The organism is Enterobacter sp. D2, from assembly GCF_034427575.1.
GTDB classification, from domain to species: domain Bacteria; phylum Pseudomonadota; class Gammaproteobacteria; order Enterobacterales; family Enterobacteriaceae; genus Enterobacter; species Enterobacter cloacae_M.
In genome coordinates, this window is record NZ_JAXQPP010000006.1 from 110,478 (window position 1) to 137,001 (window position 26,524).

Here is a 26,524-nt window from a genome sequence, read left to right on the forward strand (position 1 = left end):
GTAAGTTCCCTCTCCCTGTGGGAGAGGGGTAGGGTGAGGGCATCAGGCCGCACCGAAGTTACTTAACCGTCCAGCCCTTATAGGTACCGACGTTCTTTTTATCGATCATCGTCACCGGGATTAGCACAGGCGCTTTCGGCGCAGGTTTACCCTGTAGAATGTCATAGCCGATCTCCACCGCTTTTGCCGCCATCACCTGCGGATCCTGCGCCGGGGTTGCGACAAACAGCGAGTTTTCGCGCTTCAGCGCTTCCTCACCGTCCGGGGAACCATCCACGCCGACGATAAAGAACTCGTTGCGCTGAGCCTGCTTCGCGGCCAGATCGGCACCGATCGCCGTCGGATCGTTAATCGCAAACACGCCGTCGATCTTCGGATTGGCCGCCAGCAGGGAGGTCATGACCTCCAGGCCGCCTTCACGACTGCCCTTGGCGTTTTGGTTATCCGAAAGCACCTTGATATCCGGATGTTTTTTGAATTCCGTCTGACAGCCTTCCACGCGGTTTTGCACCGCAGAGACCGGCGGTCCGTTGATGATCACCACGTTGCCTTTTCCCTTCAGGCGATCGGTAATGTATTTACAGGCCATTTCGCCCGCCTGGGTGTTATCGGAGGTGATGGTCGCATCCGCCCCTTCCGCCGCCACGTCAACCGCAACGACCACGATCCCGGCGTCTTTCGCGCGCTTCACCGCCGGGCCGATCCCTTTGGAATCCGCAGCGTTGAGGATGATCATGTCCACCTTCGCAGCAATAAAGTTGTCGATCTGCGCCACCTGCTGGCCCAGATCGTAACCGCTGGAGACCAGCGTCACCTTGACGTTATCACCAGCCAGCTTGCGCGCTTCCAGCTCGGCACCTTTGGTGATCTGCACGAAGAACGGGTTGGCCAGGTCGCCCACCGTCACGCCGATGGACTTCAGATCTTTTGCCTGCGCAAACGGCGTTGCGGCAAGCAGCGCGCCAGCACAGAGCGCGGTCACTAACGGTTTCAAACGCATATGGTTTTCCTCGAAGCTGTAGGGTTTTGTTGTTATGCACTTTGATGGTGTCGGGTACGGTATTTGTCGATCAGCACCGCTATGATGATCACCGCCCCTTTGATCACCAGCTGCCAGAAGTAGGAGACGCCCATCAGCGTCATGCCGTTATTGAGTGTGGCGATGATCAGCGCGCCGACCAGCGTGCCGGTGATCGTGCCGATCCCGCCGACGAAGCTGGTGCCGCCGAGGATCACCGCCGCAATCGCATCCAGCTCGTAGCCCGTGCCGAGGTTGCCGTTGGCGCTGTAGAGGCGCGAGGCGCTCATCACTCCGCCAAGCCCGGAGAGCAGGCCGCTCATGCCGTAGACAAACAGCAGCACCAGCCAGACCTTAATGCCGGTCAGTCGCGCTGCCTGCATGTTGCCGCCCACCGCATAGATGTGGACGCCGAGCGTGGTGCGGCGCAGGATGAACCAGCAGATAGCAATGACCGCCAGCGCGATTACCACCAGCCACGGGATCGGGCCGAGGTAGTTATTGCCGATCCACTCGAAGCTGATGTTGGAGTTAATGACCGTCGTGCCGTCCGCCAGCAGATACGCCGCGCCGCGCAGCGCCGTATAGGTGCCGAGCGTCACGATAAAGGGCGGCAGCCCCGCAAAGGCCACCAGCGCGCCGTTGAACAGTCCCAGCACCATGCCGAGCATCAGCGCGGCCGGAATGGAGAGCATGGCAAATTCAGGGATAAGCGAGACCACCATCGCCGCTACCGCCGTGGTGCCCAGAATCGAGCCCACGGAGAGGTCAATCCCGCCGGTTAGGATGATGAAGGTCATTCCCGCCGCCAGCACGATGTTGATCGACGCCTGACGGGTAATGTTGAGCAGGTTGCTCTCGGTGAAGAAGTTCGGGGCGATAAAGCCAAATACCGCCACAATCAGGATAAGAATCGGCAGGATACCGACCGTTTGCATCAGATCGCTCATCAGCATTTTTTTGGCGGAGGCGGATTTCGCCACCTGCTGCGGATGGGTTGGAGTTGTCATGATTGCACCGCCTGATGATGAGTGTCGTTCACGCCGGTTGCCAGCGTCATAATGTTTTCCTGAGAGATGTCGCGCCCGTGGAGTTCACCCGCAATGCTGCCTTCCCGCATCACGTACACCCGGTCGCTCATGCCCACCACTTCCGGCAGCTCGCTGGAGATCATTAAAATCGCCACCCCTTTGCGCGCCATCTGGTTCATGATGCGGTAGATCTCACTTTTCGCCCCGACGTCCACGCCGCGCGTGGGTTCGTCCAGGATCAGAATGCGCGGGCCGATGGCCACCCAGCGGGAGATCAGCAGCTTTTGCTGATTGCCGCCTGACAGCCCGCCCGCGCGCACCTGCGAATGGGGCACGCGGATGTTGAGCAATGCAATGGCGTCATCGGAAATCGACTGGGCTTTTTTGCGGTTTAACATACCGAAGGTCGCGTCGCGCTCCAGCGTCGCCATGGTGATGTTCTCCTGCGCCGCCAGCTCCAGAAACAGCCCCTGCTCCTTGCGGTTTTCGGTGAGAAAACCGATGCCGTTTTCGATGGCCGCACGCGGGGAGTGGATCACCACCGGCTCGCCGTCGACCTCAATCATGCCGCCGGTGGCTTTACGCACGCCGAAGATAAGCTGCGCCAGCTCGGAGCGTCCGGCCCCGACCAGGCCCGCCAGCCCAACGATTTCACCGGAACGCACCTGCAGGCTGCACGGCTGTACTTTTTTACCGTCGGTGAGGTGGTGGACGTTGAGACGCGGGCTGCCGAGGGGAATATCACGCTCCTTGTTGAACAGGTCGCTTAACGGGCGGCCCACCATCATGCGCACCAGCTCGGAGGCGTTTAGCTTGTCGCGCGTCAGGCTGCCGACGTACTGCCCGTCGCGCAGAACGCTGACGCGGTCAGAAAGTTCATACACTTCCGCCATGCGGTGGCTGATATAGATGATCGCCATCCCTTCATCGCGCAGGCGCAAAATCAGTTCAAACAGGCGGTGGGTTTCCCGCGAGGAGAGGGCGGCGGTGGGTTCATCCATCACCAGAATGCGGCTGTTGCGGTGCAGCGCGCGGGCAATTTCCACCTGCTGCTGCTCGGCAATGGTCAGCTTCATCACCAGGTCGGTAGCATTGAACTGTGCGCCGAGGCGCTCAATCACCGCCTGCGCCTGGGCGGCCATCTCTTTGCGCTGCACCATCCCGCCGCGCGACAGCTCGCTGCCAAGAAAGATATTTTCGGCAACGGTCAGGTTGGGCGCGAGCTGCATCTCCTGATAAATCAGGGTAATGCCTGCGGCCAGCGCATCTTTCGGCCCTTTAATGTGAAACGGCTGACCGTCGATCAGGATCTCACCGCTGGTGGCGGTATAGGCTCCCGCGAGGATTTTCATCAGCGTGCTTTTTCCCGCGCCGTTTTCGCCCATCAGCGCGTGGATCTCTCCGGGAAAGACCGTCAAATCCACACCCTTGAGCGCGTGGAAACTGCCAAACGTTTTGGCAATGCTGCGCATCTCTAAAACCGGGGTTCTGCTCATGGCGGATCTCCTGCGAATGCCGATATCTGCACTTCATCACAGGTGCGTAAATGCAAAATGTCAGAAGCTGTTCATATTTGTCATAGTTATGAATAGCTAATCGCCATCACATTTTCCTTTTCCCTCTCCCGGTGGGAGAGGGCCAGGGTGAGGGCACCAAACCACTCAGGAGCCCAAACCCATGCCATCACGCCGTCCGCCCTTTTTCGCCAGCGCCCGAGGCCGACTGCTGATTTTTAATCTGCTGGTGGTCGCCGTGACGCTGATGGTGAGCGGCGTGGCGGTGCTCGGCTTTCGTCACGCCAGTCAAATCCAGGAGCAGGTTCAGCAGCAAACGCTGGATGACATGACCGGCAGCATGAACCTGGCCCGCGATACCGCCAACGTGGCGACGGCGGCGGTGCGGCTTTCACAGGTCGTCGGGGCGCTGGAGTACAAAGGCGAAGCCGAGCGCCTTAAGCAGACGCAAATGGCCCTGCGCCGCTCGCTGGAACAGCTTGCGGATGCGCCGCTGGCGCAGCAGGAGCCGGCGCTGGTGGCGCGCATTATTCAACGAAGCAATGAGCTACAGCAGAGCGTGACGGAGATGCTTGAGCGCGGACAGCGCCGCCATCTGGAGCGTAACGCGCTGCTGAGCTCGCTGTATCAAAGCCAGAGCTACCTGCGTCATCTTCAGGACATCAACCGCCGTTACGACAGCAACGTGCCGGATGCGCAGCAGCTGATGGAGATGGACCGGCTGATCGCCGCCGCCATCGACACTCCTTCGCCGCGCGCGACCGTTCAGCAGCTGGACGCCGTGGCCGCAGCGCTGCCCCGGAGTGCCGTACAGCCGGTCGTGAAGGGGGTTCTGCCAGATTTTAATGCCGAGTTAGGCAAGCTCGCCCCGCTGTCGAAGCAGCTGGAAGAGAGCGACCTGGCGATAAGCTGGTATATGTTCCACATCAAGGCGCTGGTGGCGATCCTCAACAGCGATATTAATCAGTACGTCGGGCAGGTGGCGCAGGCCTCCCGGCTTCGCACGGCCCAGAGCCATCACGAGCTGCAGTCCATTAGCGTGTTTATCAGCATCTTCGCCGTGCTGGCGCTGATCATCACCGGGTGCGCCTGCTGGTATATCTACCGCAATCTGGCCTCTAACCTGACGGCGATTTCCCGGGCGATGTCGCGCCTTGCTCACGGCGAACAGGACGTGTCCGTTCCTGCCCTCCAGCGGCGCGATGAGCTCGGTGAACTGGCGCGCGCGTTTAACGTGTTTGCCCGCAATACCGCCTCGCTTGAGCACACCACGCGCCTGCTGAAAGAGAAAACCACGCAGATGGAGATCGACCGCGTTGAGCGTCAGGGGCTGGAAGAGGCGCTGCTGCACAGCCAGAAGATGAAGGCGGTTGGACAGCTGACCGGCGGGCTGGCGCATGATTTTAACAATCTGCTGGCAGTGATCATCGGCAGCCTTGAGCTCACCGACCCCGAATCGAAAGACGCGCCGCGCATTACCCGGGCGCTGAAGGCGGCCGAGCGTGGTGCCTTACTGACGCAGCGCCTGCTGGCATTTTCCCGCAAGCAGTCCCTGACGCCGCATGCGGTAGAGATGCTGCCGCTGCTGGAGAACCTCAGGGAACTGATGCGCCACTCCCTGCCTGCCACGCTGAGCCTGGAGATTGAAGCGCAAACCCCGGCATGGCCCGCGTGGATTGACGTTAGCCAGCTGGAAAACGCCATCATCAACCTGGTGATGAACGCGCGCGATGCGATGGAAGGGCAAAGCGGGGTGATTAAAATCCGGACCTGGAATCAGCGCGTCACCCGCAGCGACGGGCGCAGGCAGGATATGGTGGCGCTGGAGGTGATTGACCGCGGTAGCGGCATGTCGCAGGAGGTGAAATCCCGGGTCTTTGAACCGTTCTTCACCACCAAGCAGACCGGAAGCGGAAGCGGGTTAGGCCTGTCGATGGTCTACGGCTTTGTCCGCCAGTCCGGCGGGCGCGTGGAGATTGAAAGCGCGCCGGGGCAGGGAACGACCGTTCGGCTTCACCTCCCGCGCTCCGTGCTGCCCGCCGCTGCAGACGATGAAGCGCTGTCTGCCACCGCCTCCGTCGATAGCGAGCGGCTGGTGCTGGTGCTGGAAGATGAGGCGGATGTCCGTCAGACCCTGTGCGAACAGCTGCACCAGCTTGGCTATCTGACGCTCGAAGCGGAAAACGGCGAGCAGGCGCTGAACATGCTGGCGGCGTCGCCGGATATTGGCATGTTTATCAGCGACCTGATGTTGCCGGGAAGCCTGAGCGGAGCCGAGGTGATTAGCCATGTGCGTAATCATTATCCGCAGCTTCCGGTGCTGCTGATCAGCGGCCAGGATTTACGGCCTGCGCATAATCCTCAGCTGCCGGACGTTCCGTTACTGCGTAAGCCGTTTACGCGGGTGCAGTTGGCTCAGGCGCTGCGCAAGGTAATGGTAATTTGAGATTCCTCCGCTACCCCCGTTTCCTGCCGTTGATTATCGTAAAGCCAGTTCACCTGCGAGTCTGGCCTTATGAAACGTTACTCAACTGCTCTGTTATTTGGTCTGCTGTCTCTCACCAGCCAACTGGCTCATGCCGACATTGTTGATGATGCTATTGGCAACATTCAGCAGGCGATCAACGATGCCTACAACCCCAGCAGCAGCCGAAGCAATGACGACGACGATCGTTATGACCGCAGCCGTCAAATCGACAGTCGACAGTACGACGATCGTCGTCGGCAGCTTGAAGACAGACGCCGCCGTTTAGATGAACGTCAGCGTCAGCTGGATGACGATCGCCGTCGGTTAGAAGAGGATGAGCGCAGGTTAGAAGACGATTACGATCGAGGCTGAGTGCGGCCTGTTGCCCTCACCCCAACCCTCTCCCGCGGGAGAGGGAGAAAACCTAATCCAGCACCAGCACCATCCCGTCATAGCCCGCTTCTATGCCCTGCGGCAGCGGGTTATCCATCATCCACACGTCAAACTGATGGCTGATGTGCGTCAGGATCACCTGCGGGCAGCCAATCGCCTCGTTTAACGCAATCACGGTATTTAAGTCGCAATGGTTTCGCGGCGTTTCGTCGCGCGGTTCATGGCTGCAGTCGATAATTATTGCCTGCGGCTGATTGTTGAGCAGGAACTTCACCGTTTTTTCCGGCAGTCCGGCGGTATCGGAAAGCCAGGCCACGCGGCTGTGGGCCGATTCCAGCAAATACCCGAAGGTCAGTTTCGAATGGTTGAGCGGCAGCGGCGTGACCCGCAGACCCTGAAGCTCAAACATCACAAACGGTTCGACCGTGTGGCTGAAATCCAGAATGCCGGGGTGTTTAAACAGATCGTCGCACCCGGCGTCGTCCGGCGGACCGTAAACCGGGATCGTCGCCCCCACGCCCCAGCGCAGGGGGAACAGCCCCTGAACGTGATCCATATGGTAATGGGTGAGCAAAAACTGCTGGAAGCTGCCTGCAGCCCAGTCGTCCATCAGGTGCGGAATACCCGCGTCCAGCAAGGTCACCGCATCGTTGAATTTGACCACCGCGCTACAGGGGCGACGGCGATAGGTCTCCTGCAGGCGCGCCCGGCGGCACGCCGCGCAGTCGCAGCCAAAGACCGGTACGAGCTGGGCGCTTCCGGTTCCTGTTAACGCGATCGTCAGACTCATAACGCACCTCTACAGCGGTTTGGTGAATCGGAAATGGCTCTGCGTATATCCTTCACGGACGTAAAAACGGTGGGCGTCGGTGCGCTTCACGCTGGTGGAGAGCTCGGTCAGCTCCGCGCCCGCCTCTCGTGCCACCCCTTCCGCCCAGGCCAGCAGCTGGCTGCCCACCTTTAGCCCGCGCGCCTGCGGCATCACCACCAGCTCCTGGATCTCGCCGATCCAGCGCGCGTGATGGAGGTGAAACTGCAGGTGCAGGCCGATCATGCCGATGACCTGACCGTCCAGTTCGGCAAGCTGGTAGCGCATGTTGCGATCCTGCAGATTGGCAAGATAGCCCGCGTGAAACGCCTGGCGATCGAACTCGGCCTGTTTCAATTCGCAGATTAACGCATAGACGATTTGCGCATCGTCGGCGGTGGCGGGACGAAGCGTACAGTCATGCATGCTGTTTCTCCTTCTGACGGATAAGCGATAAAAAGGTCTCGACTGACTGTAGCAAACTTCCGTCGTTATTAAGGATATGGCAGTCGGACGGGGTGTAGCGCGCCGCACGCTCCAGCCGCTGGTCGATCTCGCGGGCGGATTCACGTCCCCGTCTCTGCAACCGGCTGCGCAGGACCTCCGGTGAAACCTGCAGGCAGACCGGCAGCAGGGCCGCCCCATAGCGGGCGCGCGCTTGCGAAAGATGCGCACGCGAGCCGTTAACCAGCACGTCAAAACCCGCGTGCAGCCACAGATCGGTCTCGATGCCGATTCCGTAGTAATAGCCATTGGCGTGCCAGCTCAGCGCCAGCAGGTTTTGCCCGGCGCGGGTGAAAAACTCCTGCTCGCTCAGGGCGATATGGTTTTCACTCCCCGCATTGGCCGCGCGGGTTATGTACCGGTGCGCCACCAGCAGCTGGGGATGCTCCTGCTGCCGTAAGGCGGACAGCAGGCTGTCCTTACCGGAGCCGGACGGCCCCATTAGCCAGATAAGTCTTCCCATCAGAACACCCTCTTTCCCTGACGCCAGACGTGGTCGATATGAACGTGCTCGCCCCTGCGGTGGGCCAGGACCAGATCCGCCCGCTTGCCTTCGGCTATCTCGCCGCGATCCTGCAGATTAAGCGCCGAGGCCGGGTTTTTCGTCACCAGGCGAATCGCATGCGGCAGCGTAAAGCGGTTGCCCTCGTCGTCGGCCACCCGGAACGCCGCGTCGAGCAGACTGGCGGGGTAATAGTCGGACGAGAGGATATCCAGCAGGCCGAGGGAAGCGAGCCTGCTTGCCGCGACGTTGCCGGAGTGCGAGCCGCCGCGCACGATGTTCGGTGCGCCCATCAGCACGTTCATGCCATGCCTGCGGGAGGCTTCAGCCGCCTCGAACGTGGTGGGAAATTCGGCGATAACGCTGCCAAGCTGGTGGGATTCGAGCACGTGATCGTGTGTGGCATCGTCATGGCTGGCCAGCGCGATATTACGGTCCCGGCACATCGCGGCAATCCTGAGACGGTTTGGCTGCGACCACTGCGCCGCCAGCGCCAGCTGCTCTTCCTCGTAGCGCGCCATCTCGGCATCGCTGAGAGAATATTTGCCCTGATAGTATTCGCGATACTTTTCAATGTTGGCGAACTGGCGCTGCCCCGGCGAGTGGTCCATCAGGGAGACCAGCGAGACCGGCTCGCGTCCGACCAGCTTTTCAAACAGCGGCAGGGTGGTGTGGTGCGGCAGCTCGCAGCGCAGGTGCAGACGGTGCTCGGCGCGGTTGAGGCCGCGTTTTTGCGTCTCCTCCACGGCGTTGATCATCTTCTCGAGATTCTCCAGGCGATCGCCGCCGTCGCGCACGTCGCCAATCGCCACCGCGTCCAGCACGGTGGTAATGCCGCTGGCGACCATCAGCGCGTCGTGGCTGCTCATCGCAGAATGCGCGGGCCAGTCCACCTTCGGCCGTGGCGTGAAGAACTTGTCCAGATTATCGGTATGCAGTTCAATCAGCCCCGGCAGCAGCCAGCCGCCTTCACCGTCCATCGCCTCGGGCGAACGGCTCTGGGTTTCAGCAAACGCGCGGATTGTTCCGTCCTGGATCTCAATCGAGCCGTCAACCACCTCATTATCCAGCACCAGCCTGACGTTATTGATAATCATGCGTTTGTCCCCATCGGGTGCAATCTGTCCGCCACGCGGCTGCGTACGGTTTCGTCGTGGAAGATCCCGACGATCGCCGCGCCGCGAGCTTTGGCCTGTTCGATCAGCGCCACCACGGCCGCGCTGTTTTTAGCGTCGAGCGAGGCGGTGGGTTCATCCAGAAGTAAAATCGGGTAGTCGACGATAAAGCCGCGGGCGATATTGACGCGCTGCTGCTCGCCGCCGGAAAAGGTCGACGGGGCAAGGTGCCACAGGCGCTCCGGCACGTTGAGGCGCGTCAGCAGGCTGGCGGCTTTGGCGGCACAGGTTTCGCGTGGTACGCCAAGATCCAGCAGCGGCTGCATGACCACGTCCAGGGCGGAGATCCGCGGGATCACCCGCAGAAACTGGCTCACCCAGCCGATCGTCGTGCGGCGCACCTCCAGCACCTTACGCGCGGGGGCCTGTACCAGGTCGACCCATTCATCGCCGTGGCGAATATGAATATGGCCTTCGTCGGGCAGATAGTTGGCGTACAGGGAGCGCAGCAGGGTGGATTTTCCGCTGCCGGAGTGGCCGTGCAGCACCACGCATTCGCCGCGATTCACCTCCAGTGAGGCATTTTGCAGCACCGGCAGACGCACGCCGTTTTGCTGGTGGAGCACAAAGGTCTTACTTACGTTTTCTACGCGGATCATGTTGGCCTCTTAATTCTGCAATACGGACGACACCAGCAGCTGGGTGTACGGATGGTGCGGATCGTCGAGCACCCGGTCGGTTAACCCACTTTCCACCACCTGGCCCTGCTTCATCACCAGCAGACGGTCCGCCAGCAGGCGCGCAACGCCTAAATCGTGGGTGACAATCACCACCGCCAGGTTTAGATCCACCACCAGGCCACGCAGCAGATCGAGCAGGCGGGCCTGCACCGAGACGTCCAGCCCGCCGGTGGGTTCATCCATAAACACCAGCTTCGGATGGGTGACCAGGTTGCGCGCAATCTGCAGGCGCTGCTGCATCCCGCCGGAGAAGGTTGTCGGCAGGTCGTCGATGCGCGAGGCGGGGATTTCCACATCGATCAGCCAGTGCTGGGCGGTAGCGCGGATGTTGCCGTAGTGGCGCGCGCCGGTGGCCATCAGGCGTTCGCCGATGTTGCCCCCGGCGGAGACCTGACGGCGCAGGCCGTCCATCGGGTGCTGATGCACCACGCCCCACTCGGTGCGCAGCAGGCGGCGGCGTCCGGCCTCGCTCATGCCGTACAGCGAGGCGCCCTCATACAAAATGTCGCCGTTTTGCGGCGTCAGGCGCGCGGAGATGGACTTCAGCAGGGTGGTTTTGCCGGAGCCGGACTCGCCGACGATCCCCAGCACTTCGCCCGGCCACAGCTCGAACGACACGTCGCTAAAGCCTTTGCCCGGCGCATACAGGTGAGTCAGGTTATTAACCGAAAGCAGCGGTTTCATTGGCCGTTCGCCTCGCTCTGTTGGCGGCAGTAATCGGTGTCGGAGCAGACAAACATCCGTTTGCCCGTATCGTCCAGCACCACTTCGTCCAGATAGCTGTGTTTGGATCCGCAGATGGCGCACGGCTCGTCCCACTCCTGCACCGTAAACGGGTGATCGTCGAAATCCAGGCTTTCGACACGCGTATAAGGCGGGACAGCGTAGATGCGTTTTTCGCGCCCGGCGCCGAAAAGCTGCAGGGCGGGCATCATGTCCATCTTCGGGTTATCGAATTTTGGGATTGGCGACGGGTCCATCACGTAGCGCCCGTTCACCTTCACCGGGTAGGCGTAGGTGGTGGCGATATGGCCGAAGCGGGCGATATCCTCATACAGCTTCACCTGCATGACGCCGTACTCTTCCAGCGCGTGCATGGTGCGGGTTTCCGTTTCGCGCGGCTCGATAAAGCGCAGCGGCTCCGGGATCGGCACCTGGAAAATCAAAATCTGATCTTCTGTGAGCGGGGTTTCCGGGATGCGGTGTCGGGTCTGGATCAGCGTGGCGTCTTCGGTTTTTTCGGTGGTATTGACGCCGGTGACGCGCTGGAAGAAGCTGCGGATCGACACGGCGTTGGTGGTGTCGTCCGCGCCCTGGTCGATGACCTTCAGCACGTCCGCCTCGCCGATCACGCTGGCGGTAATCTGGATGCCGCCCGTGCCCCAGCCGTAGGGCATCGGCATTTCGCGGCCGCCGAACGGCACCTGATAGCCCGGAATGGCCACCGCTTTTAAGATGGCGCGGCGGATCATGCGTTTGGTTTGCTCATCCAGATAGGCAAAGTTGTAGCCGCTTAAGTTAGCCATTTTTGCGCTCCCGTTGCAGGCGTTTCAGCAGTTCCAGTTCGGCCTGGAAATCGACGTAGTGCGGCAGCTTGAGGTGCGAGACAAAACCGGCGGCCTCAACGTTATCCGCGTGGGCCAGCACGAACTCTTCGTCCTGCGCCGGGCCTGCAACGTGCTCGCCGTAGTCCGGTGCCTGCAGGGCGCGGTCGACCAGCGCCATGGCCATGGCCTTGCGCTCGCCGAGGCCGAATACCAGCCCGTAGCCGCGGGTAAAGTGCGGGTCTTCGTCTTCCGGGGCGACGAAACCGTTGACCATTTCACACTCGGTCATCAGCAGTTCGCCGACGTTCACCGCAAAACCCAGCTCTTCCGGTACGATCTCGACGTCGATGTAGCCGCTGCGAATTTCGGCTGCAAACGGGTGGTTGCGCCCGTAGCCGCGCTGGGTGGAGTAGGCCAGCGCCAGCAGATAGCCTTCGTCGCCGCGCATCAGCTGCTGCAGGCGGGACGAGCGCGAGCACGGGTAAACCGGCGGCGTGCGGGTGATGTCATCCGGCTGCGCGCCAGAATCTTCTTCCGCCTTCGCCAGGCCCTGTTTTGCCAGCAGGCTGAAGACGTGCGGAGACGGTTCCTGTTCGGCGTCGGAGGTGCTGAGCGTCGGCGCTTCGCCGTTCGCCAGCAGGGTAAAATCCATCAGGCGGTGGGTGTAGTCGTACGTGGGGCCAAGCAGCTGGCCGCCGGGAACGTCTTTATAAACGGCAGAAATGCGGCGTTCCAGGCGCATCTCCGCCGTGTTCACCGGCTCGCTTACCGCCAGTCTGGCAAGCGTGGTGCGGTAGGCGCGCAGCAGGAAGATGGCTTCCACGTTGTCGCCGCTGGCCTGCTTCAGGGCCAGCGCCGCCAGCTCGCGGTCGGCAATGCCGCCTTCGGTCATCACCCGGTCGACGGCGAGGTTTAGCTGCTGTTCAATCTGGGCGACGCTCAGCTCGGGAAGCCGTTCATCGCCCCGTCGTCTGTGCGCCTGTAGCGCATGGGCGGCGGCGATGGCCTTCTCGCCCCCTTTGACGGCAACGTACATCAGCACACCTCCACGTGGGTGGTCCGCGGGATTGCCAGCAGGCGCTCGCCGCAGGTCAGGATCAGGTCAATGCCCAGCGGGAACGGATGCGGGCGCTCGGTCAGCTCGTGAATGATGCACTCCGGCAGCTGCGGCGCGACCATGCGCTCGTCGGCGATGCCTGCCCCCGTGAGGCGCAGCATGCGGCCGCCGCTCAGGCTGGAGACCTGCAAAATCAGGGTGGCGCTGGTCTCCGGGGCGACGGTGCTGCCTTCGCTCAGGGCGTTCAATTGCTCATGGCTGATTTGTTCATCGGCCACGGCAAAAACCGCCTGCTGGGGCTGATCGACCAGCGGAGCGCTGGTGTGAAAACGCAGGTTCTGGCTGGCGATATCGTTCGACAGCGCGCCCGAAAGCCACACCGGGGTGTCGTTGTCGGCAAGCGTCAGCAGCACGCTGGTGGTCGCCAGATTCAGCGGCAGCCAGCCCTGGGAGAGCTGGTGCAGCGAGACGATCGCGCCCGGCTCGCTCATCGCCTTCAGCAGGCGCCGAAAACTGTGTTGGGCATCCTGGACGGCCAGGGTAAAAGCAGGTTGAAGCGTCATGCGTTGTCTCCGCGAACGAGCGTAAAGAAGTCGACCCGGCTGGTATTCACTTCGGCCTGACGCGCGGCAAGACGTGCGGCGCGGTCGGCTTCCAGCGGGGTAATAAGGGTTTCCATTAGCGTCTGGAAATACGGCTGTTCCTGTAAAAGCGCGTCGATCACCGCGCAGCGCTCGGCGTGGGCTTTATCACGCCCCAGCACGTAGCTGTAGCCCAGCGTGCCGCTGTTCAGGCGGATTGCCGCGCGGGTGAGGGTGGCGTCTCCGGCGAAAAAGCGCTCGCCGGTGCCGCCCATGCGCGCCTGGATCTGAACAAGGCCGATCTCCGGGGCGCGAAGGGTGTCGTAGTCTGGCGTCAGGCTGAGCGCGTTCATGCGGGCAGCCAGCGCAGCAGGCTGGCTGTGGGCCAGCACGCGCATCCAGCGCTGTCGGGTGGCGATGTCGAAGTGCATTCAGTGCTCCATGGTGAATTCGATCATGTCGGCGCGGGTCAGGCTGACGGAGTATTCCGTCGCGTTGATCTCGCCGTCACGGTGGTTGAGGGTGCGTACGCAGAGCAGCGGGGCCATATTGGGGATTTCGAGCACCTTGCTCTCTTTCGCCTGCGCGCGACGGGCGCTGATGCGCGTCTGGGTGCGCTTGAGCGCAATACCTGTCGCATCCTGAAGAAAGTCATGCAGCGAGCCGCTGGAGAAATGCTGGAGCACGGGCCAGAGGGCGATGTCCGCAAAGTAGTGGTCTATCTGGCATACCGCCACGCCGTTAACGCGACGCAGGGTACGCAGGTGAATGACGTCGTCGCCCTCCTGAATACCCAGCGCGTCCGCCACGTGGCTGGAGGCCGGACGCAATACCGAGAGCAGCTTTTCGCTGGTCGGGTGGCTGCCCTGATCCAGCAGGTTCTGGCTAAAGCGCGCCTGGGCGTTCAGCGGGTAGTCGAACGGGCGCATCAGCACCAGCACGCCCACGCCCTGACGGCGCTGGACCCAGCCGCGCTCGACCAGCTGGTCAATGGCGCGACGCAGGGTGTGGCGGTTCACTTCATAGCGGTCGGCAAGCTGCTGCTCGGCGGGCAGGTAGTCCCCGCAGCGGTAGTGCGTGCGCAGCTCCACTTCGAGCTTTGCGGCAATCTCTTGCCAGCGGGTAGGATAACTGGTCGGATGTCTGGATAAGTGCATAGAAAACAAAGCCTCGCTTCTCAGATGAAGTGCTTACGCAAACGTTGAGAGAGGAAATCCAGCAGGCTGACGGTGACGATGATGAGCACCATCAGGGCGCAGGTTTGCTGGAACTGAAAACCGCGAATCGCTTCCCACAGGGTGACGCCAATCCCGCCTGCGCCCACCATACCGACCACCGTCGCGGAGCGGACGTTAGACTCAAAGCGGTACAGGGAGTAGGAGATCAGGAGCGGCATAACCTGCGGCAGGACGCCGTAAAGGATCTCTTCGATTTTATTGGCACCCGTGGCGCGGATGCCTTCCAACGGGCCGGGCTCAATGGCTTCGACCGCTTCAGAAAGCAGCTTGGAGAGCACGCCGGTGGTGTGGATGAACAGTGCCATCACGCCGGCGAACGGACCCAGGCCAACGGCGACCACGAACAGCATCGCAAAGACCATTTCATTGATGGCGCGACAGGCGTCCATCAGGCGACGCATCGGCTGGTATATCCACCACGGCACGATGTTTTCGGCGCTCATCAGGCCAAAGGGAATAGAGAGAACGACGGCAAGGGCGGTGCCCCAGACGGCGATTTGCAGGGTGACCGCCATTTCGCTGAGGTAATCCTGCCACTGGCTGAAGTCCGGCGGGAAGAAGTCGGCGGCGAAGGTCGCCATGTTGCCCGCGTCCTTGAAGAGCAGCAGCGGATCCATTTCCGCGCCCTTCCAGGAGATAACCAGCACCGCCAGCAGGATGGCCCAGCTTATGAGCGAGAACCAGCTGCGCTTCGGCGGCGGGAGGGTGATGGTTTGCATGTTGGCTCCTTTGGGTTTAGTCCCCTCTCCCTTGAGGGAGAGGGTTAGGGTGAGGGGGAAATGTGCGCGCTGATGCCCTCACCCCGGTACTCTCCCACGGGGAGAGGGAGAAAGGCACTACTGCACCGCTTTATTCACGCTCGTCATCGCACCGAGCGCGGCGGTCAGGCGATCGAGGTCTTCCAGCTGTGCCTCAATTGCGGCCACTTTGCTGGTCTTCTCCTCGTCCTTCAGCCCTTTGTTGTCCTTCACGCCCTGCATCTCTTTAAACAGCGCCAGCTGGCGAATCGGGACCAGCTGCAGGTCGCTTGACGGGCGGAACGGTGCCCAGCCCAGGCGCGCCAGGACCGCTTTCTCTTCCGGCGTTTTGCCATAGGTCATAAAGAAGTCGTACACCTTATCCTTGGTGCTTTCGGACAGGTTTTTACGCCAGACGATCGGGTCGCCCGGGATCAGCGGCGATTTCCAGATAACCTTGATCTCTTTCAGCTTGTCCGGCGCGGAAGTTTTCAGCTTGTCGAGGTTCTCGGTGTTGTTGGTAGCAACGTCCACCTGCTTGTTGGCCACGGCCAGAGCGTTGGTTTCGTGGCTGGCGTTCACCGTGCGTTTGAAGTCGCTGGCGGAGGCGTTGTTTTTGGCGAAGACGTAGTAGCCGGGGACAAGGTAGCCGGAGGTGGAGTTCGGGTCGCCGTTGCCGAAGGTCAGCTCTTTGCGTTTGGCGAGCATGTCGTTGAGGTTGTTGATCGGGCTGTCTTTATTCACGATCAGCACGCTCCAGTAGCCCGGGGATCCATCTGCCGCGACGGTCTGGGCAAAGACCTGGCCGTTCGCGCGGTCCACCGCTTCCATGGCGGAGAGGTTGCCGTACCAGGCGATGTCCACTTTATTAAAGCGCATCCCCTGGATGATGCCCGCGTAGTCCGGGGCGAAGAAGGCGTTCACTTTGATTCCCAGCCTGGTTTCCATATCTTTCAGGAACGGTTCCCACTGAGGCTTCAGGTTCTGCTGTGATTCCGTCGAAATAATGCCGAAGTTCAGCGCTTTTTCCTGCTCTTGTGCATACGCCGGGCTTAACAGGGTGCTGAGGCTGAACATGCTGGTAAAGGCCAGCGCGGCAACGGCTTTGTAGCTCATGTACTTTCCTCGGATCGGGTTTAATTAAGCAGCCTGCGCGTTCTCTTCGACGCGGTTAATGCTGCGGTAGAGATGGTCAAAACGTTCGTTATCAAACTGATGGCTCGCGCCATCAAAGAACACATGTCCCTGACGCAGGGCGACAATGCGTTCGCAGTAGCGCAGGGCGTAATCCACCTGATGCAGCGTGACCACCACGGTGATACCGTCGTTCTGGTTAATGTCGCGCAGGGTTTCCATCACGATGCGGGCGGACTCCGGGTCCAGCGAGGCAATGGGTTCGTCTGCGAGAATGATTTGCGCTTTTTGCATCAGGGCGCGGGCAATGGCGACGCGCTGCTGTTGTCCACCGGACAGGGTGGAGACGCGCTGGTGGGCAAAATGCGCCATGCCGACGCGGGTCAGCGCCTGTAAGGCTTCCTGCTTCTGCGAAGGGGAGAACCAGCGCAGACAGGTGCGCCAGAACGGGGTGCTGCCGAGCGCGCCAATCAGCACGTTCTCCAGCACCGTCAGGCGGTTCACCAGGTTGAACTGCTGGAAGATATAGCCCGTCCGGGCGCGGCTCTTGCGGATATCGCTGGCGAGACGCCCCGCGCGCTGCACGGTATTGCCCAGCAGCTCGACGTGGCTTTCCGGCGTTTTATCGCAGGTGATAAGACCGCTTAAATGACGCAGAAGGGTGGATTTACCGGAACCGGATGGCCCCAGCAGCGCCACCATTTCGCCCTGCTGGACGGTCAGATCAACGGCATGCAGAGCCTTATTATGATTGAAGGTCTTGCTCAGTTTCTCGACGCGGATGACGGTTTGCATGTGCTGGGCCTCACGATAAATGTGGCCTCATGCTGGCGCATCAATGTGACATTTGGGTTAAGTCTGGGTTGCGGGAGTTTGAAGAGTTGAGGGGAGTTTGATGACAATCACCGTAGGCCCGGTCAGCGCAGCGCCACCGGGCGCTGTTGCCTGCTGCGCTGCGCTTATCCGGCCTAAGGCGTTTGTTGCTGCTTAACAACGTTAATCATCCACGGCACGCCGTATTTATCGGTGACTTTACCGAAACCGTGTGCCCAGAAGGTTTCCTGCCAGGCCATTTCGATGTTCCCGCCCGCGGCGAGGTTGTCGAACCAGCGCTTGCCTTCATTAACGTCCTGAGTATCGAGTACCAGCGTGAAGCCCGCGTACTGCGCGTTGCTGCCCGGCGGCATCCCGTCGCTCATCATGATATCGCTGCCCGCAATGCGGACGTTGGAGTGAGCGATAGCCGAATCCGGAAATTGCATACCGGACGGACAGCCTTCTTCGCTGTTATCGCTTTTTGGCATTTCGCCGAAGGTGATTTTATAGAGAAGCTCTGCGCCGACGGCTTGCTGGTAGAAAGAAGTGGCTTCTGCACAGTTGCCGGCGAACGAGATGTAGGGACTTAACGGCATAATCTTTACCTCACGTAAGAAAAGCTCGTTAAGTGTAGTTCCCGCAAGCCCGGTAAGCGAAGCGCCACCGGGCGGGTAAATCAGTTCTTTTTCACGAACTCTGATTTCAGCTTCATCGGACCGAAGCCGTCAATTTTGCAGTCGATATTATGATCGCCTTCAACCAGACGGATATTCTTCACTTTGGTGCCGATCTTCAGCATGGAAGAACTGCCCTTTACTTTCAGATCTTTAATCACGGTTACGCTGTCGCCGTCCGCCAGCAGATTGCCGTTCGCATCTTTTACGACAAGTGCATCAGCATCGTGTGATGGTTCGGCATCGTTCCATTCGTGAGCGCATTCCGGGCAGATGAACATGCCATTATCTTCATAGGTGTATTCAGAATTGCATTTTGGGCAGTGTGGGAGTGACATATCGGTATCCTCAAAAAGTGTAAACGCGCTGGAAAGTGCCAGCTAAATGACGGCAGCGTGCCGAAAAAGGCGGCAAGTATAGCGCAAATCCACACGTTTGTCGGTGACATTGTGAATTAAAAAAATGCAAAAAGCGTATCGGGAGTGACACTTCCTGTCAGTCAGTTAAGCGATGCTTACCTCATTAACACGGTGGGAAGAAATGACGCTAAATATATCGAATATTTTATTGCAGCAAATTGCTACGCTCCTTCATTTCGGATAAGGTGAAGCGACACATTGTTATTTATCTCCTGACTTCGCTGCCATCCATATCTTTTGGCAGGGGCGTATTACCTCTCTTTTTAGGTGGGTAAATAATGATGATATATCCTGAAGTTTCTTAAAATTGGGCTACGCTTTTTTCCTTTGGCCTTCAGGCCAGGAGGGGAGCTATACACGCCATGCAAGGATAGTGAATTATTTCTGATTATCATCAATCAGTTATATTTCGGCGAACATGTTTTCCACACGTGATCATATAAGCCTGAACAACATAATTAATACCAGTGGCTTAATAAAAGTAATAAATTTGCGTTAAGGAAAGGCTTTTATCATGCACACACAGACCATTTTTGAATTAAGCCAGGAAGCTGAGCGTTTGTTACAGCTCGCCCTGCAAAACCTTGATACGTTGAAATCAATGCCGACTGCGATGCTGGAGAGCACCGCGGCTGCTATTACGGGTGAAAAGAACAACGTTTTACCTTTGCATTTTAGCGCGCGCGGTGTCGAAGCGCAGCAGGCGATGCTGAATAATGAATTACGAAAAATAACCCGGCTGGAAATGGTCCTGGCTATTGTGGGCACCATGAAAGCGGGAAAATCGACCACCATTAATGCGATTGTAGGGACCGAAGTGTTGCCGAACCGCAATCGTCCGATGACGGCGCTCCCGACCCTGATTCGCCACACGCCGGGCCAGAAGGAGCCGGTGCTGCATTTCTCACATGCCTCGCCCATTGATGATTTGATTCAACTGCTTCAGAAAAAGCTATGCGATTACGATCGCGGAAAGCTGGCTCAGCATCTGGAAATTGATAAAGACATGAATACGCTGCTGGAGCGCATTGAAAAAGGAGAGGCTTTTGAGAAGCATCACCTGGGCGCTCAGCCGATATTTCATTGTCTGAAAAGCCTCAACGACCTGGTGAGGCTTTCCCAGGCGTTAGGGGTGGAGTTTCCCTTCTCTGAATATGCCGCCATCGAACACATTCCGGTGATTGAAGTGGAGTTCGTGCATCTTGCGGGTCTGGATGCTCACCTCGGACAGCTGACGCTGCTCGATACGCCCGGGCCGAATGAGGCCGGACAGCCGCATCTGCAAAAAATGCTCAGCGAGCAGTTGTCCCGCGCGTCGGCGGTGCTGGCCGTGATGGATTATACCCAGCTTAAATCCATCTCTGATGAAGAAGTCCGCCAGGCCATTTCTGCGGCGGGAAAATCCGTGCCGCTGTATGCCCTGGTCAATAAATTCGATCAGAAAGATCGCAATAGCGACGATGAAGAGCAGATCCGGGCGATGATCTCCGGCACCTTAATGAAAGGCAATATTTCGCCTGGCCAGATCTACCCCGTTTCGTCCATGTGGGCCTATCTGGCAAACCGCGCTCGCTACGAGATGAGTACCCACGGACAACTGCCGGATCATCACGAGCAACCCTGGGTGCAGGACTTTGCCGAAGCGGCGCTTGGGCGTCGCTGGCGCACGGCGGACCTGGACGATATCGACCATATTCGTCATTCTGCCGATTTGCTCTGGGAAGATTCGCTTTTCGAACAACCGATACGCAAGCTGATTTATGCCGCCTATGCCAATGCCTCGCTTTACGCGCTGCGTTCGGCCTCGCATAAGCTGCTCAACTACGCACAAAATGCCCGGGAGTACCTCGACTTCCGCTATCAGGGGCTGACGGTTGCCTTTGAGGCGCTGGAACTGAATATCGCACGTCTGGAAGAGGATATGGCGCTTCTCCAGACGCGTCAGAGCGTGGTGAGCGATGAGGTGAAACATGAAGTTGAGGAGGCGCTGAACGCCACCGCGGACTTTATGGGAGCGCAAAAAACCGCGCTTAACCAGGCGATTGGCGAGGTGTTCAGCGCTCAGTATATTCTTGATTTGGCTGGCATCGATCGGCAGAACCCTCACGGTGACGAGCCGAACGAGCTGAAGCAGCTGGTTCTGGACGATGAAGGGAAGGCGCAGATCGCGCTAAGTAAAATCCGCTCCTCCTGCGAACGGGTGATGCTGGATGCACAGACGAAAATCTGCCGGGAGCTGGCGTTACGCTTCGACCAGCTTGAATCTACGCTGGCGCGTTCCCTGAACGAAGCCATGCGCCCCATCGAAACGCGTATTAAAGAGCATCTGAGCCATGCGGGTTTTCGGGCGCGAATCAGTTTCCCGGCGTTTCAGGCTCACCAGCTCAACTTCAACACGCGGGCGCTGTTTAACGATGCGATAGCGCAGGATGCCAGCCTGGCAGGTCCGCCATCAGGCGGGAGCAGCATGCGAGAAACTGTCTCTCGCTGGCTCAATAATCCGGGCTGGGGCTGGGATGAGTATGTGGAAACGCGCACGCGCTATGTTATCGATATTGCGCAGCTGCATGACAAATTTAAGCAACATATTGAGCTGTTTTGTGAACAAATACGTAAAGCTTTGTCCGCGCAGGTCGATGTCTCTGTTACGGCAGGAATGGCGACGTTCTTTGCAGAATTTTCGCTGTGCCTGACCGGGTTACAGGAAAGCTTGCGTGATAGCCTCGCAGTACGTCAACAGAATGAGCATTCAACCCGAGCGCTCTGCCAGCTGTTGAAGCAAAGTATTACGACTGCGACGTGGATACAGGAAGATACCCGACTGTTACGCGATGATATTCAAACTCTATTCGCGGCAGAGCAACCATGACAACACCACTACTGGACGGTCCCGGGCGAACGCTGGAGTGTATTAATCCAAAATTTATGGTCGATCTGGTGCAGGGAGTGGACGCGGCGCGTCATCCTCACCTGGGACCACAACAGCTTCAGTTTCGTGAGCGTTTGACTCAGGAAATCATGACGCATACCCGGCTACGCCCCTGGGCGATGGCGGGTATGCTCAATGAAAATGCAGCGCTGCGCCTGGGGCTGGCGGAAAAACTGGCCGGCATGCTTGACCCGGGCCATCTTGCGCTGACGCTGATGGCAGAGAAACTGATTGCTTTGCGCCAGCAGACTCACCCGCGCGCCCAGCAGTCCCCGGGGCTGATGCAGCAGTACGCTGAACTCGCCTCTCATTTTACCCAACGCGCCGCATATAAAGAGAAGGCGCTAACCCAGCGCGGGCTGACGGTGCAGGCGGGTGAGCACAGCGAGCAGATTTTTACCCGCTGGCGGGCCGGGCATTATGATGGCTGGTCGCTGGCAGGGCGCTGTTTTATCGTGCTGGAAGAGCTGCGCTGGGGGGCATTTGGTGACGCATGCCGCCTCGCGAATGAAGATGTGGCGGCAATGCTTAAGGATAACCTGCGCAGCATGGCGGCTAACTATCTGGCACAGGGCATCAATGCGTCCCCCACGACCCGCCATTTCTATCACCAGTGGCTGACAACGCCGGCCTCTCCGGGTTTAATCGATCATAAAGACATGCTGGGCTGGCTGGGGGACTGGTGTCAGGCGGATCAACATCCGGTGAGCTGGTCAGTGACGCAAAACTGGCAGACCGTCGCGCTGGGCATGCCGAGGCTCTGTTCGGCAAAACGGCTGGTGGACGGGATGGTGGAAGAGATTTTTGGGTAAATCCCTCACCCTCTCCCCGTCGGGAGAGGGAATGGTGCGGTGTGTTAATGATTCATTTCTATCGGCTTCGGTTCAGGCAGGGTCTCTTGCATATTCCCGTAGCGTTTCGCATACAGCGCCGTGATGATGGGGACCAGAATCGCGGTGACAATTACGCTCGCGGCAACCAGTGCCGTCGCTGAAGCGGCGACCGGTTCGAAGGCCGGGTTAATTTGGGCGATAATCACCGGGTTTGCAACAGCAGCCCCCGCGGCTGAAGAGGCGGCGACGCCGGCCGTGCCGTTTCCTCCTCCGATTACGCGGTCGGCAATAATCAGCGGAATACCGGTGATGACGATCACGGCGACACCCAGCACAATGCCCAGCAGGCCGGTATCGAGAATGACCTTCAGGTTGATGGTGTTCCCCAGTGCGAAACCGAAGAACGGGATCAGCACCGGCGTGGCTTTGCTGAAGAAATCACGCAGATCGCGGTCGAGATTGCCAAGGGCGAAACCGACCAGGAAGGGCAGGATTGCGCCGACAAAGTGGTGCGGTTCAAACGAGGCCAGGCCAGCAGACCCCAGGATCAGCATCGTCATCAATGGGCCGGACTCCAGAGACATCAACACAAATGCGCCGGACTCTTCTTTCGTTCCGTACTGGTTCATCAGGCTGGCGTACAATCCGCCGTTGGTCATATCCATTGCCGAGACAATCGCCAGGACCGATAAACCCGCAAAGAACCCGGTCTGAATTCCATTCTCCGGAATGAACATCGCGCATATCATTGCCACCGCCCAGGCTACCGCTATTTTGGTTATCACCAGCGTTCCGGATTTCCGTAATACTGTCCCCGTTGCCCGCAAATTAATGGATGCGCCGATACAAAAAAACCAGACGGCAAGAATGGGAACCGTGCCTGTTATCATGCCTTTTGTGAAACCACCGAAATAGGCTCCGGTATCGGGAGCAAGAGTATTCAGGATGGCGCCCAGCACCAGCGGAACCAGCATCATGCCGCCGGGTATACGTTCTATCGTGGCTTTGATCTTCATAGACAAACCTCACATCGGATCCCGCAGGACGGGTGATAGGTGTTAGAAATTAGTCAATAAATTCAATCGATTGCTCGTATTGCTTGCGGTGTTTTTTCGAAAGCCCTGCAACAAAATTAAATGCGTGCTCTCAATTAACCTTTTTCTGAAACACATAAAACGCTGAATTCGGATTTATGATGCGATCATTGGAATGCTGATTCAATGAAAATAAAACACTGTTTTAGTTATCCGTATCACATATTCAATGTAAAACCTGAGGCCGGTTCCTGTTGATGAAAATTTATGTAAACCTGATGTGAATTAACGTGGTTTGTTTTTCCGTTAAGAAAGAAATAATGACGCGCGGGAGGATGTCCTTTAGGTGGGGGTAAGGAAGTGCTTATTTGCACTCCTTGACAAAAATTGGACTGAGTTGACGAGACGCGAAAATATGTGTGAAGTTGATCACAAATATAAACGCTGGTAGGGTAAAAAGGTCATTAACTGCCCAGGCAGGCGTCAACAGGTTCGGTTGTATCGACGTAAAACGTCAATGTAAGTAAACCTGCTACGCTTGAATAAGGCGATTCGCATGGAGCGGATCCCATGGTTCACAGAACGCTAACTGGACTGTGAAACAGACAGGGCCGAGTCAACGAGGATAGCTATGCTGAGAAGGAAAAAGATTAAACCCATCACGCTTCGCGACGTCACCATTATTGATGACGCAAAGCTGCGTAAAGCGATTACCGCAGCCTCGCTCGGTAATGCGATGGAATGGTTCGATTTTGGTGTCTACGGCTTTGTGGCCTATGCGTTAGGTAAAGTGTTTTTCCCCGGGGCCGATCCCAGCCTGCAGATGATCGCCGCACTGGGTACGTTCTCCGTTCCCTTCCTGATTCGCCCGCTGGGCGGTCTGTTCTTCGGTATGCTCGGCGATAAATATGGTCGTCAGAAGATCCTGGCCATCACCATCGTCATTATGTCGATTAGTACATTCTGTATCGGCCTTATACCGTCTTACGCCACCATCGGCATTTGGGCACCCATTCTCCTGCTGATTTGTAAGATGGCCCAGGGCTTCTCCGTAGGCGGTGAATATACCGGTGCCTCGATCTTCGTTGCCGAGTATTCCCCGGACCGTAAGCGCGGTTTTATGGGAAGCTGGCTGGACTTCGGCTCGATTGCCGGGTTTGTCCTGGGGGCGGGCGTCGTGGTGTTGATTTCAACCGTGGTGGGTGAAGATAACTTCCTCGACTGGGGCTGGCGTATTCCGTTCTTCCTGGCATTGCCGCTGGGGATTATTGGCCTCTACCTGCGTCATGCGCTGGAAGAGACGCCTGCCTTCCAGCAGCACGTCGATAAACTTGAGCAGGGTGACCGCGAAGGGCTGCAGGATGGTCCGAAGGTGTCGTTTAAAGAGATTGCCACTAAGCACTGGCGCAGCCTGCTGACCTGTATTGGTCTGGTGATTTCGACCAACGTGACCTACTACATGCTCTTGACCTACATGCCGAGCTATCTGTCGCATAACCTGCACTATTCGGAAGATCACGGTGTGCTGATTATTATCGCCATCATGGTGGGTATGCTGTTTGTGCAGCCGATTATGGGTCTGTTGAGTGACCGTTTTGGTCGTCGACCGTTCATTATTCTGGGAAGCGTTGCGCTGTTTGCTCTGGCAATTCCGGCATTCATTCTGATTAACAGTGATGTGCTGGGGCTGATTTTTGCCGGTCTGCTGATGCTGGCGGTGATCCTTAACTGCTTTATCGGGGTGATGGCCTCAACGTTGCCCGCGATGTTCCCGACGCATATTCGCTACAGCGCGCTGGCCGCGGCCTTTAACATCTCGGTGCTGATTGCCGGTCTGACCCCGACGCTTGCCGCCTCGCTGGTCGAGAGCACGCAGAACCTGATGATGCCGGCTTATTACCTGATGGTGATTGCGGTGATTGGTTTGATTACCGGTCTTACCATGAAGGAGACGGCGAATCGCCCTCTGAAAGGCGCAACGCCTGCGGCGTCTGACATCCAGGAAGCGAAAGAGATCCTGCGCGAGCACTACGATAACGTAGAGCAGAAGATTGAGGATATTGACGCAGAGATTGAAGAGCTGCAGAAAAAACGCTCCCGACTGGTGGACCAGCATCCACGCATCAACGAGTAATAAAGAAACCCGCCAACGGCGGGTTTTCTTTTATTAGCATCCGGCAGCGATGTAGTCGCCATTGGCGCTGACGGGGATCACCGTCAGGAACAGCACCGTCGCAAACAGGATCAGGACTATCCCTCCGGCTATTTTGACTGCTGGCACCAGCCATCTTAATGATGCGCTTTCTCCGAACCAGGTCACCGTGCGCTCGCGGGCGTAACGTACAGCCAGGGAAAGCCCCACAATAGAAAGTGCGGTGCCCAAAGACATGGTCATGACCGCGGCCACTCCCCAGGTGACAATGCCCAGCGCATTCGAAAACATCAGAATCATGATCGCCCCGCTGCACGGGCGTGCGCCAATTGCCAGAATCACGCCCAGACGGGTTTTCCAGTCGCCCTGCGTCAGGTCTGTACCTACGCCGTGATGGCCGCAGCCACAGTGTTCATCGTGCTGATGAAGAGGCTTGATGGCGGAGATAGACATCCTGCGCGGGCGCAGGCTCTTCAGCGCCTGATAAATGACAAAAGCACCGAATGCACCAATAAGCACTGCGCTTATCTTCTCCACGTACCAGCGGCTGGTACTGATATCTCCGGAGGCGAGGTTAAACCCCACCGCCAGAATAAAGACAAACAGAATGGCGCTGACGCCCTGCATCAGGCTACCCAGGAAGGGGACGACCCGGGCGGCCAGCTCGCTTTCCTTATTGGTGGTCAGATAGGTCGTTACGATGAACTTTCCGTGTCCGGGTCCGATGGCGTGAAGGACACCATAAAGGAAAGCCCCTGTTAACAGCCATAATCCGCCGCTGTACTGGTGATTATTAAGCTGCAGCAGATACATCACCAGATAGCGGTGCAGCGTAATTTGCGTGGCGAGGCACCACTGGATAAAGGCGTTCCAGTGCGCATGCAGGGTAAAACCGGCAAAGAGGAGTGCCAGCAGCATCACCCCTGCTGTAGGGAGAGGCCAGTCGCGGGCGAGGCGTTGTGTGGTCATGAGGGTGGGCCTGCACTGAGGAGAATATTTGCCGCTAGTATAGTTGATCTTCTCGCTCAATTCGTGGGATCGCATCGTGATCCGCTCATGATTGTGGATAACTTTGTGCATAAAAGGGTATAAGACGGGGTTTTGCTGTGGAATGCAGCAGTCAGTCATTTTTCTGACATTTAGCGGTTGCGGCCAGCTGAGAACTCCCTATAATGCGCCTCCATCGACACGGCGGATGTGAATCACTTCACACAACAAGCGGTTCGGTTGAAGAGAAAAAATCCTGAAATAACGGGTTGACTCTGAAAGAGGAAAGCGTAA

26 protein-coding genes are annotated in these 26,524 nt (G+C 58.4%); 5 read left to right on the plus strand and 21 right to left on the minus strand.

Annotated features, from left to right (window positions below; translation table 11 throughout):
• Nucleotides 1-58: 58 nt before the first annotated feature.
• From SPG90_RS20050 to SPG90_RS20060, 3 genes are read right to left on the minus strand one after another with little or no spacing between them, the layout of a single operon-like run.
• Nucleotides 59-1,000 carry an ABC transporter substrate-binding protein gene (locus SPG90_RS20050; RefSeq protein ID WP_021242935.1) on the minus strand — a complete coding sequence of 314 codons (942 nt, stop codon included), beginning with the start codon at nucleotides 998-1,000 and terminating at the stop codon, nucleotides 59-61.
• A 32-nt stretch (nucleotides 1,001-1,032) separates the two neighbouring features.
• Nucleotides 1,033-2,028 carry an ABC transporter permease subunit gene (locus SPG90_RS20055; RefSeq protein ID WP_032662554.1) on the minus strand — a complete coding sequence of 332 codons (996 nt, stop codon included), beginning with the start codon at nucleotides 2,026-2,028 and terminating at the stop codon, nucleotides 1,033-1,035.
• A complete protein-coding gene (locus SPG90_RS20060) occupies nucleotides 2,025-3,545 on the minus strand; it encodes a sugar ABC transporter ATP-binding protein (protein ID WP_023310078.1) in 1,521 nt (506 codons plus the stop codon). The genes SPG90_RS20055 and SPG90_RS20060 overlap by 4 nt, the downstream gene beginning before the upstream one ends.
• A gap of 181 nt (nucleotides 3,546-3,726) precedes the next feature.
• On the opposite strand from SPG90_RS20060, the gene SPG90_RS20065 reads away from it, so the two are divergent.
• Complete coding sequence (locus SPG90_RS20065) at nucleotides 3,727-6,009, plus strand: ATP-binding protein (RefSeq protein ID WP_126304299.1); 2,283 nt, start codon at nucleotides 3,727-3,729, stop codon at nucleotides 6,007-6,009.
• A 69-nt stretch (nucleotides 6,010-6,078) separates the two neighbouring features.
• Nucleotides 6,079-6,402, plus strand: a complete 324-nt coding sequence (yjdP, locus tag SPG90_RS20070) for a DDRRRQL repeat protein YjdP (RefSeq protein ID WP_033144428.1) — start codon at nucleotides 6,079-6,081, stop codon at nucleotides 6,400-6,402.
• Between the two features lie 52 nt (nucleotides 6,403-6,454).
• On the opposite strand, the gene phnP is transcribed toward yjdP, so the two are convergent.
• The 16 genes from phnP to SPG90_RS20150 all read right to left on the minus strand — a co-directional run bounded on the left by phnP (nucleotide 6,455) and on the right by SPG90_RS20150 (nucleotide 18,214).
• A complete protein-coding gene (phnP, locus tag SPG90_RS20075; RefSeq protein WP_126304302.1) occupies nucleotides 6,455-7,213 on the minus strand; it encodes a phosphonate metabolism protein PhnP in 759 nt (252 codons plus the stop codon).
• 9 nt (nucleotides 7,214-7,222) lie between these two features.
• Nucleotides 7,223-7,657 carry an aminoalkylphosphonate N-acetyltransferase gene (gene phnO / locus SPG90_RS20080; RefSeq protein WP_126304304.1) on the minus strand — a complete coding sequence of 145 codons (435 nt, stop codon included), beginning with the start codon at nucleotides 7,655-7,657 and terminating at the stop codon, nucleotides 7,223-7,225.
• On the minus strand, nucleotides 7,650-8,201 hold the full coding sequence (phnN, locus tag SPG90_RS20085) for a ribose 1,5-bisphosphokinase (RefSeq protein ID WP_100245679.1): 552 nt from the start codon (nucleotides 8,199-8,201) through the stop codon (nucleotides 7,650-7,652). Before phnN ends, phnO begins: the two co-directional genes overlap by 8 nt.
• The gene (phnM, locus tag SPG90_RS20090; RefSeq protein ID WP_126304306.1) at nucleotides 8,198-9,334 is read right to left on the minus strand and encodes an alpha-D-ribose 1-methylphosphonate 5-triphosphate diphosphatase; all 1,137 of its coding nucleotides are present in this window, start codon (nucleotides 9,332-9,334) and stop codon (nucleotides 8,198-8,200) included. The genes phnN and phnM overlap by 4 nt, the downstream gene beginning before the upstream one ends.
• Nucleotides 9,331-10,011, minus strand: a complete 681-nt coding sequence (gene phnL / locus SPG90_RS20095) for a phosphonate C-P lyase system protein PhnL (protein ID WP_126304308.1) — start codon at nucleotides 10,009-10,011, stop codon at nucleotides 9,331-9,333. The genes phnM and phnL overlap by 4 nt, the downstream gene beginning before the upstream one ends.
• A 9-nt stretch (nucleotides 10,012-10,020) precedes the next feature.
• Complete coding sequence (gene phnK / locus SPG90_RS20100; RefSeq protein ID WP_126304310.1) at nucleotides 10,021-10,776, minus strand: phosphonate C-P lyase system protein PhnK; 756 nt, start codon at nucleotides 10,774-10,776, stop codon at nucleotides 10,021-10,023.
• On the minus strand, nucleotides 10,773-11,618 hold the full coding sequence (gene phnJ, locus SPG90_RS20105) for an alpha-D-ribose 1-methylphosphonate 5-phosphate C-P-lyase PhnJ (protein WP_023310087.1): 846 nt from the start codon (nucleotides 11,616-11,618) through the stop codon (nucleotides 10,773-10,775). Before phnJ ends, phnK begins: the two co-directional genes overlap by 4 nt.
• Complete coding sequence (locus SPG90_RS20110; RefSeq protein ID WP_126304312.1) at nucleotides 11,611-12,675, minus strand: carbon-phosphorus lyase complex subunit PhnI; 1,065 nt, start codon at nucleotides 12,673-12,675, stop codon at nucleotides 11,611-11,613. The genes phnJ and SPG90_RS20110 overlap by 8 nt, the downstream gene beginning before the upstream one ends.
• Complete coding sequence (phnH, locus tag SPG90_RS20115; protein ID WP_045355276.1) at nucleotides 12,675-13,259, minus strand: phosphonate C-P lyase system protein PhnH; 585 nt, start codon at nucleotides 13,257-13,259, stop codon at nucleotides 12,675-12,677. The genes SPG90_RS20110 and phnH overlap by 1 nt, the downstream gene beginning before the upstream one ends.
• On the minus strand, nucleotides 13,256-13,708 hold the full coding sequence (phnG, locus tag SPG90_RS20120; RefSeq protein ID WP_023310090.1) for a phosphonate C-P lyase system protein PhnG: 453 nt from the start codon (nucleotides 13,706-13,708) through the stop codon (nucleotides 13,256-13,258). Before phnG ends, phnH begins: the two co-directional genes overlap by 4 nt.
• Entirely contained in the window at nucleotides 13,709-14,434 is a 726-nt protein-coding gene (gene phnF, locus SPG90_RS20125) for a phosphonate metabolism transcriptional regulator PhnF (protein ID WP_126304314.1), read from the minus strand.
• 20 nt (nucleotides 14,435-14,454) lie between these two features.
• Complete coding sequence (gene phnE / locus SPG90_RS20130; RefSeq protein ID WP_126304316.1) at nucleotides 14,455-15,234, minus strand: phosphonate ABC transporter, permease protein PhnE; 780 nt, start codon at nucleotides 15,232-15,234, stop codon at nucleotides 14,455-14,457.
• 117 nt (nucleotides 15,235-15,351) lie between these two features.
• Entirely contained in the window at nucleotides 15,352-16,368 is a 1,017-nt protein-coding gene (gene phnD, locus SPG90_RS20135; protein WP_023310093.1) for a phosphonate ABC transporter substrate-binding protein, read from the minus strand.
• 24 nt (nucleotides 16,369-16,392) lie between these two features.
• Nucleotides 16,393-17,181, minus strand: coding sequence for a phosphonate ABC transporter ATP-binding protein (gene phnC / locus SPG90_RS20140; RefSeq protein WP_047173690.1), 789 nt, complete (start codon nucleotides 17,179-17,181; stop codon nucleotides 16,393-16,395).
• Between the two features lie 173 nt (nucleotides 17,182-17,354).
• A complete protein-coding gene (yjdN, locus tag SPG90_RS20145) occupies nucleotides 17,355-17,798 on the minus strand; it encodes a VOC family metalloprotein YjdN (RefSeq protein ID WP_045355279.1) in 444 nt (147 codons plus the stop codon).
• A gap of 80 nt (nucleotides 17,799-17,878) precedes the next feature.
• Nucleotides 17,879-18,214 carry a zinc ribbon domain-containing protein YjdM gene (locus tag SPG90_RS20150; RefSeq protein ID WP_023310096.1) on the minus strand — a complete coding sequence of 112 codons (336 nt, stop codon included), beginning with the start codon at nucleotides 18,212-18,214 and terminating at the stop codon, nucleotides 17,879-17,881.
• Between the two features lie 595 nt (nucleotides 18,215-18,809).
• On the opposite strand from SPG90_RS20150, the gene crfC reads away from it, so the two are divergent.
• Nucleotides 18,810-21,164, plus strand: coding sequence for a clamp-binding protein CrfC (gene crfC / locus SPG90_RS20155; RefSeq protein WP_045402414.1), 2,355 nt, complete (start codon nucleotides 18,810-18,812; stop codon nucleotides 21,162-21,164).
• Nucleotides 21,161-22,036 carry a diguanylate cyclase regulator RdcB family protein gene (locus SPG90_RS20160; protein ID WP_033144442.1) on the plus strand — a complete coding sequence of 292 codons (876 nt, stop codon included), beginning with the start codon at nucleotides 21,161-21,163 and terminating at the stop codon, nucleotides 22,034-22,036. Before crfC ends, SPG90_RS20160 begins: the two co-directional genes overlap by 4 nt.
• 44 nt (nucleotides 22,037-22,080) lie before the next feature.
• On the opposite strand, the gene kdgT is transcribed toward SPG90_RS20160, so the two are convergent.
• On the minus strand, nucleotides 22,081-23,073 hold the full coding sequence (gene kdgT, locus SPG90_RS20165; RefSeq protein WP_023310099.1) for a 2-keto-3-deoxygluconate transporter: 993 nt from the start codon (nucleotides 23,071-23,073) through the stop codon (nucleotides 22,081-22,083).
• A gap of 649 nt (nucleotides 23,074-23,722) precedes the next feature.
• Here kdgT and proP point away from each other — a divergent pair.
• A complete protein-coding gene (proP, locus tag SPG90_RS20170; protein WP_045355283.1) occupies nucleotides 23,723-25,225 on the plus strand; it encodes a glycine betaine/L-proline transporter ProP in 1,503 nt (500 codons plus the stop codon).
• A gap of 33 nt (nucleotides 25,226-25,258) precedes the next feature.
• Here the strand turns inward: proP and SPG90_RS20175 are convergent, their stop codons facing one another.
• On the minus strand, nucleotides 25,259-26,212 hold the full coding sequence (locus tag SPG90_RS20175) for a nickel/cobalt transporter (RefSeq protein ID WP_126304318.1): 954 nt from the start codon (nucleotides 26,210-26,212) through the stop codon (nucleotides 25,259-25,261).
• Nucleotides 26,213-26,524 lie beyond the last annotated feature (312 nt).